Genomic DNA, 8,225 nt, shown 5'->3' on the forward strand with positions numbered 1-8,225 from the left:
AAACGCATCTCATGCGGGGTCAGGCCGGCCGGCCCAGGATCGACGGTTCTCGCCGGGCGATGCAGGGGTCGCGCGGGCAGATCCGGCAGGTTACGCCGACCGGAAGCGGATCGGGGGCGCTGCCGGCATTGGCGGCGGTGACCAGCATATGCGCCTCGAGCAGCGGGTCGCGGTTGGGCTGCGCCGGCCCCAGCGGCTGCGCCACCGCCCAGGCGGTCAGACTGCGCGCATCGCGCCCGGGCTGGGTGATCTCTTCGCGCAGGACCGTCATCGGGCGGGTCAGCGCACGGAACAGCGGCCAGAGCGGACAGCCCGCGCCGAACCGCGGCATGGCGAAATCCGGCAGCGGGCGGCGGTAGATCAGCGCCCCGGAGGCATCGCAGATCGCCAGCGCCACCGGCGCATCCAGATGCCCGTCCGGCAGCTGCGCCAGCCGCCGCATCGCCAGCGCCGTGTCGAACCCGGCGGCCTGCGCGATGCGCAGCGGGTCCGGGCCTTCGGCCTTCAACAGCGGATCGAGCTGCGCCAAGGGAAGCCGCGCCGCATCCGCCGCATAGCGCGTGAGAATTCGCAACAGGAGCGCCCTTGCCGTATCCGTGAGCCCGTGCCCCAGCTGCTGCGCCAGCGCCTCGGGGTCGGCGCGACCCTCTTCAAGCGCCGGAAAGTGATGACCCTCGGCATCGAGCAGCGTATCGACCTCTTCCTGCGGCACCGTCACCTCGGCACCGCTGTCGTCGGCGGCCTCGAGGTACGTGACGAGCGACCGGCTTGTGTCGGCAAGCCGCGCGCTGTCTTCGAAGATGTTGCGGTGAAACCGCTGCTGCCATTCCGGTTCGATCTCGCCCGGCTCGGCCAGGATCGTCGCGGCAGAGCGGATGGCGGTGACGGTCGACAGCATCTCGTGCAGGGACGCGGCGAGGTGCGGGTCGTGGGTCATCCGGTCGGTCAGGGTCTCGACCGTGCGCTCCAACGTGTCGATGCGGCGGCGGCTCTGTTCCAGAAGCGCCGCCCAGCCTGGAAACCGGCCCGCGAATTCGTCGACACGGTCCAGCTCGGCCTCGTGCCCGTGCAGGTCCGACGCGGCTTCGCGCAGCGCGGCGATCAGCGTCGCCTCGGCGCCTTCGGTCAGGACCTGCGGCTCGACCTCCAGCACTTCGGCGATGTCGAGCAGCAGCTTTCCGCCGATTCTGCGCCGATTGTGCTCGATAAGGTTGAGGTAGGATGGCGAAATATCCGCCATTCGGGCAAGTTCGGCCTGTTTCAGCCCTGACATGATCCGCCGTTCGCGGATGCGGCTGCCTGTGAGTGTGTCTCTCGCCATGGCATTTTCCTTGCGCGTTCAATGCGTTTCTGCGCTGCAGAATAATTTCTTTTACAGAATACCATAGCGTACTGTTCAGTAATTTACAGAATTATCTATACCGCAAAAGCAGTTGTTGCGAAATTTTCTGACCCTCGCGCATACTTGATCTGCACACTGTGCACGCGTCCACCGGGAAGAGGAGCCCCGAGGGGCGCTTTATCCAAACGGGAGGATTCTATGTCCAACAAGAACCTGACACGCCGCGGCGTGATCAAGACCGGTGCGGTTGCCGGCGCGGGCCTCGTGCTGCCGACGTATCTGCGCGCCCAAGACAGCGGCTTTACCAACGCGCCCACCGGCGACACCGTCACGCTCGGCTTCAACGTCCCGCAATCCGGCCCCTATGCCGACGAGGGCGCCGACGAACTGCGCGCCTTCGAACTCGCGGTCGAGCACCTGAACGGCGGCGGTGACGGCGGCATGCTCCAGACCTTCTCCTCGAAGGCGCTGGACGGCACCGGCATCCTTGGCAAGAAGGTCGAGTTCGTCACCGGCGACACGCAGACCAAATCGGACGCCGCCCGCGCCTCCGCCCGCTCGATGATCGAGAAGGACGGCGCGGTGATGGTCTCCGGCGGCTCGTCCTCGGGCGTGGCCGTGGCCGTGCAGGCGCTCTGCCAGGAAGCCGGCATCATCTTCATGGCCGGTCTCACGCATTCCAACGACACCACCGGCAAGGACAAGAAGGCCAACGGTTTCCGTCACTTCTTCAACTCCTACATGTCCGGTGCGGCGCTCGCGCCGATCCTCGTCGACCAGTACGGTGCGGACCGCAAGGCCTACCACCTGACCGCCGACTACAACTGGGGCTACACCACAGAAGAGGCGATGGCCTCCTCGACCGAAGCCCTGGGCTGGGAGACCGTGAACTCGGTCAAGACGCCGCTCACCCAGACCGATTTCTCGTCCTACATCGCGCCGGTTCTGAACTCGGGCGCCGACGTGCTGGTTCTGAACCACTACGGCGGGAACATGGTGAACTCACTCACCAACGCCGTGCAGTTCGGCCTGCGCGAAGCCGAAGCCAACGGCAAGAAGTTCGAGATCGTCGTGCCGCTCTACTCCGAGCTGATGGCGCGCGGCGCCGGTCAGAACATCGCCGGCATCCTCGGATCGCAGAACTGGGACTGGAAACTCGAGAACCAGCTGGGCGATCGTTACTCGGGCACCAACGCCTTCGTGCAGTCCTTCGGTGAAAAGTACGGCTTCCCGCCGAGCCAGGCCGCGCACACCTGCTACGTGCAGACGCTGCTCTACGCGGATGCCGTCACCCGCGCCGGGTCCTTCCAGCCCTGCGCCGTGGTCGAAGCGCTCGAAGGATTCGAGTTCGACGGCCTGGGCAACGGCCCGACCACCTACCGTGCCGAAGACCACCAGTGCTTCAAGGACGTCGTCGTCGTGCGCGGCAAGGAGAACCCGGAGAACGAGTTCGACCTGGTGGAAATCGTCGAGGTCACTCCGACCGAGCAGGTCACCTACGCGCCCGATCATCCGCAGTTCGCGGGCGGTGCGCTCGGCTCCTGCAACAACGGAGCGTAAACGCCTCCCGGCCCCGCGCCTCCAGCGCGGGGCCTTTCGCCGGATGCGCGGCACAGCGCCCGGCCCGTCCTAGCCGACCGGACCGGCATCGTCCGGCCTCATCGCATCACACCAGGGGGCACTGCAGCCATGGATCAGATCATCGTCCAAATCCTGAACGGGCTCGACAAGGGGTCGGCCTATGCGCTGATCGCGCTGGGCCTCACGTTGATCTTCGGCACGCTGGGCGTGGTGAATTTCGCACACGGCGCGCTGTTCATGCTCGGCGCCTTCTGCGCGGTCGTCTTCTCGCGGCTTCTGAGCCTCAGCCACGAGGTCGTGGACGAAACCCGCACCGATTTCCTCGGCAATCCGATGACGGTAGACGTGCCCTACATGCACGACATATTTGGTCCCGAGGTCGGCGCCTCGATCATCGACTGGGCCGTGCCGCTGTCGATCCTGTTCTCGATCCCGGTGATGATCGCCATCGGCTTCGCCATGGAGCGCGGCCTGATCAAGCATTTCTACAAGCGCCCGCATGCCGACCAGATCCTGGTGACCTTCGGCCTCGCCATCGTGCTGCAGGAGATCATCAAGGCGTTCTTCGGCGCCAATCCGATCCAGACCCCCGCGCCCACCGCCTTTACCGGCAGCTTCGATTTCGGCGCCTGGCTGGGCTTCGATCCGCTGACGATCATGTATCCCTACTGGCGCCTGGTCTACTTCTTCTTCGCGGTTGTGGTCATCGGCGGCGTTTTTGCCTTCCTGCAGTTCACCACCTTCGGGATGGTCGTACGCGCCGGCATGGCCGACCGCGAGACCGTGGGCCTGCTGGGCATCAACATCGACAAGCGTTTCACCATCATGTTCGCGGTCGCCGCCTGCGTCGCGGGGCTTGCGGGCGTGATGTATGCCCCGATCGTCGCGCCCAACTACCATATGGGCATGGACTTTTTGGTACTGAGTTTCGTGGTTGTGGTTGTCGGTGGCATGGGGTCCCTCACGGGCGCCGTGTTCGCCGGCTTCCTTCTGGGGATCCTGGAATCCTTCGCGTCCATGCCGGCGATCGTCGACCTGCTGCCGGGCATCAACCAGATCGTCATCTATCTCGTCGCGATCATCATTCTGCTGACCCGTCCGCGTGGCCTGATGGGCCGCAAGGGCGTCATGGAGGAGTAAGACCATGCTCGGTATCAAGGGCAAGGACCTCACGGTTTTCCTGCTGGTTGCGGCGCTGGCTCTGCTGGCCCCCTTCCTTCTCAACCCGTTTCCCGTGGACAGCGCCATGGCGCAGTTCAACGCGGGCTACCCGGACCTGATGCAGCGCTTCGTGATCTTCGGGATCTTCGCCATCGGCTTCAACATCCTGTTCGGCCTGACCGGCTACCTGTCGTTCGGACACGCGGCCTTCCTCGGTGTCGGCTCCTATGCCGCGATCTGGATGATGAAGCTGCTGTCGCTGAACATCATTCCAGGCATCGTCATGGCGATCGTTTTTGCCGGGCTGTTTTCGGTCGTGGTCGGCTACATCTCGCTGCGCCGGTCGGGCATCTACTTCTCGATCCTGACTCTGGCCTTTGCGCAGATGTCCTACGCTCTGGCCTATTCCGTGCTGACGCCGCTGACCGGTGGCGAAACCGGCCTGCAGATCAAGCAGACCGACACGCCGCTGCTGTCCAACATCCCCGAGGGAGAGATTGGCCGCGCCAACCTCTTCGGGCTGGAGATGAGCGACAGCAGCATCCTGCGCTTCGCCAACTGGGAATTCACCATGAACGTCGGCTACTACGTCTGCGCCGCGGTGATGATCGTCGCCTTCTACCTCGCCATCCGCATCTTCCGCTCGCCGTTCGGCATGATGCTGCGCGCGGTGAAGTCGAACCAGCAGCGGATGAACTACACCGGCCTCAATTCCCGCCCCTACACGCTCGCGGCCTTCGTGATCTCGGGCATGTACGCCGGACTGGCCGGCGGGCTGATGGTCGCGATGGACACCCAGGTGGGCCCGGAGCGGATGTTCTGGACCGCCAGCGGCGAGGTCGTGCTGATGACCATCCTTGGCGGCGCCGGCACGCTGATCGGCCCGGTGCTGGGTGCGGGCTTCATCAAGTACATGGAAAACATCGTCTCCAAGATCAACTCGACCGTGCTGCACGAATGGTTCGCCTTCCTGCCCGACGGGATGGAGGATTTCATGGTGACGATCTTCTACCCCTTCGTGGGCAAGGGCTGGAGCCTGACGCTGGGCCTGATGTTCATGGCCGTGGTGATCTTCCTCCCCGGTGGCCTTGTCGAAGGCGGCCAGCGCCTCAAGCGCCTCTTCCGCCGCAAGAAGGCCGAAGACGACCAGTCCTCCGCCGCCAAGACCCCCGCCGAATAAGGAGCGCAGACCATGGCCATTCTCGAAGTCAAAGACGTCAACAAGCGCTTCGGCGGGCTGCAGGCGCTGGGGAATGTGAACCTCAGCGTGCAGGACAACACCGTGCACGCGATCATCGGCCCAAACGGGGCGGGCAAATCCACGCTGCTCAACTGCCTCGTGGGCAAGCTCATCCCCGACACCGGGTCGGTGATGTTCGACGGACAGAGCGTGCTGGGCCGCAAGCCCTACGAGATTTGCCAGATGGGCATTTCCCGCGTGTTCCAGACCCCCGAGATCTTTGGCGATCTCACGGTGATGGAGAACATGATGATCCCGCTCTTCGCCAAGCGCGACGGAGCCTTCCGGATGCACGCGATCGAAGCGGTGAGCAGCGAAAAGGGCCTGCGCGAAGAGGCCGAAAAAATGCTCGACGAGGTCAATATGCTGGACAAGCGCAACATGCACTCGGCCTCGATGTCGCGCGGCGACAAGCGGCGGCTGGAAATGGCCATGTGCCTGATCCAGAAACCGCGGCTGCTGCTGCTGGACGAACCGACGGCGGGCATGGCCCGCGCCGACACCAACAACACCATCGACCTGCTGAAAGAGATCAAGGCAAAGCGCGATATCACCATCGCCATCATCGAGCACGACATGCACGTGGTGTTCAGCCTTGCCGACCGGATCACCGTGCTGGCTCAGGGCACGCCGCTGGTCGAGGACACGCCCGAGAACATCAAGGGCCACCCCAAGGTCAAGGAAGCCTACCTAGGCGAAGCGGCCTGAACCATGCGTAGGGTGGGTTTGCAACCCACCGCCCCTTTCACGGCGGAGACACCGACATGAACGTCAAACCGGATTTCAACAAGAACGCCAACCACGCCGAAACCGCGCCAGCCTTCCTGTCGGTCTGGGACATCCACGCCTATTACGGCGAAAGCTACATCGTGCAGGGCATCAGCTTCAACGTCCACGAGGGCGAGATCCTGGCGCTGCTGGGCCGAAACGGCGCCGGCAAGACCACCACCCTGCGCGCCATCGCGCGGCTGGCCAGCCCGCAGGTGCACAAGGGCGAGATCTGGCTCGACCACCAGCCGCTGCACCGTATGCAGAGCTACGAGGCGTCCATCGCGGGCCTCGGCCTCGTGCCCGAAGACCGCCGCATCATCTCCGGCCTCACGGTCGAGGAGAATCTGCAACTGGCGCAGATCGCCCCGCCCATCGGCTGGTCGCTGGACCGGCTGTACGAGCTCTTTCCGCGCCTCGGCGAACGGCGCAAGCAAGAGGGCACGACGCTGTCGGGGGGCGAGCAGCAGATGCTGGCCATCGCACGGGCGCTGGCGCGTGACATCAAGGTGCTGCTTCTGGACGAACCCTACGAGGGCCTGGCCCCGGTGATCGTGGACGAGATCGAAAAGACCCTGCGCATCATCAAAGAGCAGGGCATTACCACGATCCTGGTGGAACAGAACGCCGTCCGCGCCTTGCAACTGGCCGACCGCGCGGTGATCCTCGACACCGGGTCCATCGTCTACGACGGCTCTGCCGCCGAGGTGCTGGAAAACGAAAGCCTGCGGGCGGAATACCTGGCCATCTGACATCGCCCGTCCGGTCGGGCATTGTCGAAAGGTCGGGGGCGCAGGTTCCCGGCCTTTTCGTTAGGGAACACAGGCACCCACCCTCGCGTTTTCGTGAGGAAGCCTGCGGCCCGACCGCAGGCAGAGACGACATGAGGAGGAGACCACATGACCGACAAGACTTATCCCCCCGCCGAGGAGATGGTGAAGAACGCCCATATCGACGCGGCGCGGTACGAGGAGATGTACGCGGCGAGCGTTGCGGATCCGGAGGCGTTCTGGGCCGAGCATGGCAAGCGGATCGACTGGATCAAGCCCTTCTCGACCGTCCAGAACACCGACTTCACCCTGGGGAAGGTCGACATCAAGTGGTTCGAGGACGGCACGCTCAACGTCGCSGCCAACTGCGTCGACCGGCATCTCGAGACCCGCGGCGACCAGACCGCGATCATCTGGGAACCGGACGATCCCAAGGACGACGCCAAGCACATCACCTACCGCGAGCTGCACCGCAGCGTCTGCAAGATGGCCAACATCCTCGAGACRCTGGGCGTCCGCCGCGGCGASCGCGTCGTCATCTACCTGCCGATGATCCCCGAGGCCGCCTATGCCATGCTGGCCTGCGCGCGCATCGGCGCCATCCACTCCATCGTCTTCGCCGGCTTCTCGCCCGACGCGCTGGCCGCGCGCATCAACGGCTGCGACGCCAAGGTGGTGATCACCGCCGACGAGGCGCCCCGCGGCGGCAAGAAGACCGCGCTCAAGACCAATGCCGACCAGGCCCTGCGCAACTGCAAGGACAGCGTCAAATGCCTGGTGGTCAAGCGCACCGGCGGCCAGACCACCTGGGTCGCCGACCGCGATTATGACTACAACGAGATGGCCGCCGAAGCCTCCGACCACAGCCAGCCCGCYGAGATGAACGCGGAGGAYCCTCTCTTCATCCTCTACACCTCGGGCTCCACCGGGCAGCCCAAGGGCGTGGTGCACACTTCTGGCGGATATCTTGTTTATGCCGCGTTAACGCACGAGATCACGTTTGATTACCACGACGGCGACGTCTACTGGTGCACCGCCGACGTGGGCTGGGTGACCGGGCATTCCTACATTGTTTACGGGCCCTTGGCGAACGGCGCGACGACGCTGATGTTCGAAGGCGTGCCGACCTATCCCGACGCCAGCCGGTTCTGGCAGGTGGTCGAAAAGCACAAGGTCGCGCAGTTCTACACCGCCCCCACGGCGATTCGCGCGCTCATGGGCCAGGGCAACGATTTCGTAACCAAATGCGATCTATCCTCGCTGAAACTGCTGGGCACCGTGGGCGAACCGATCAACCCCGAGGCCTGGAGCTGGTACAACGACGTCGTGGGCCAGGGCCGCTGCCCCATCGTCGACACCTGGT

Annotated in this window: 7 protein-coding genes; 6 read left to right on the forward strand and 1 reads right to left on the reverse strand. The window is 64.5% G+C overall.

Features of this window, described 5'->3' with window-relative positions; genetic code table 11:
- Positions 1-19: 19 nt before the first annotated feature.
- Positions 20-1,321, reverse strand: a complete 1,302-nt coding sequence (locus DU478_RS14470; protein ID WP_114511678.1) for a helix-turn-helix domain-containing protein — start codon at positions 1,319-1,321, stop codon at positions 20-22.
- 219 nt (positions 1,322-1,540) lie between these two features.
- Between DU478_RS14470 and DU478_RS14475 the strand changes: the two genes are divergently transcribed.
- From DU478_RS14475 to DU478_RS14500, 6 genes are all read left to right on the forward strand, one after another.
- Positions 1,541-2,902 (forward strand): substrate-binding protein, encoded by a 1,362-nt coding sequence (locus DU478_RS14475; protein ID WP_114511679.1) that lies wholly within the window; start codon positions 1,541-1,543, stop codon positions 2,900-2,902.
- 129 nt (positions 2,903-3,031) lie between these two features.
- The gene (locus DU478_RS14480; RefSeq protein ID WP_114511680.1) at positions 3,032-4,063 is read left to right on the forward strand and encodes a branched-chain amino acid ABC transporter permease; all 1,032 of its coding nucleotides are present in this window, start codon (positions 3,032-3,034) and stop codon (positions 4,061-4,063) included.
- 4 nt (positions 4,064-4,067) lie between these two features.
- Positions 4,068-5,264, forward strand: a complete 1,197-nt coding sequence (locus DU478_RS14485; protein ID WP_114511681.1) for a branched-chain amino acid ABC transporter permease — start codon at positions 4,068-4,070, stop codon at positions 5,262-5,264.
- Positions 5,265-5,276: 12 nt separating this feature from the next.
- The gene (locus DU478_RS14490) at positions 5,277-6,032 is read left to right on the forward strand and encodes an ABC transporter ATP-binding protein (RefSeq protein ID WP_114511682.1); all 756 of its coding nucleotides are present in this window, start codon (positions 5,277-5,279) and stop codon (positions 6,030-6,032) included.
- 56 nt (positions 6,033-6,088) lie between these two features.
- Positions 6,089-6,844, forward strand: a complete 756-nt coding sequence (locus DU478_RS14495; protein WP_114511683.1) for an ABC transporter ATP-binding protein — start codon at positions 6,089-6,091, stop codon at positions 6,842-6,844.
- A 147-nt stretch (positions 6,845-6,991) separates the two neighbouring features.
- Positions 6,992-8,225: AMP-binding protein (locus DU478_RS14500; protein WP_147276354.1), on the forward strand; the 1,234-nt coding region annotated here is incomplete at its 3' end.

Origin of the sequence: Thalassococcus profundi (assembly GCF_003344785.1) — a bacterium.
In the GTDB taxonomy this organism is placed as follows: Bacteria; Pseudomonadota; Alphaproteobacteria; order Rhodobacterales; family Rhodobacteraceae; genus Puniceibacterium; species Puniceibacterium profundi.

Excerpts from the sequence above, each read along its gene's own strand:
- DU478_RS14470 (WP_114511678.1), bottom strand. The coding sequence starts at position 1,321 with ATGGCGAGAGACACACTCACAGGCAGCCGCATCCGCGAACGGCGGATC.
- DU478_RS14475 (WP_114511679.1), top strand. The coding sequence starts at position 1,541 with ATGTCCAACAAGAACCTGACACGCCGCGGCGTGATCAAGACCGGTGCG.
- DU478_RS14480 (WP_114511680.1), top strand. The coding sequence starts at position 3,032 with ATGGATCAGATCATCGTCCAAATCCTGAACGGGCTCGACAAGGGGTCG.
- DU478_RS14485 (WP_114511681.1), top strand. The coding sequence starts at position 4,068 with ATGCTCGGTATCAAGGGCAAGGACCTCACGGTTTTCCTGCTGGTTGCG.
- DU478_RS14490 (WP_114511682.1), top strand. The coding sequence starts at position 5,277 with ATGGCCATTCTCGAAGTCAAAGACGTCAACAAGCGCTTCGGCGGGCTG.
- DU478_RS14495 (WP_114511683.1), top strand. The coding sequence starts at position 6,089 with ATGAACGTCAAACCGGATTTCAACAAGAACGCCAACCACGCCGAAACC.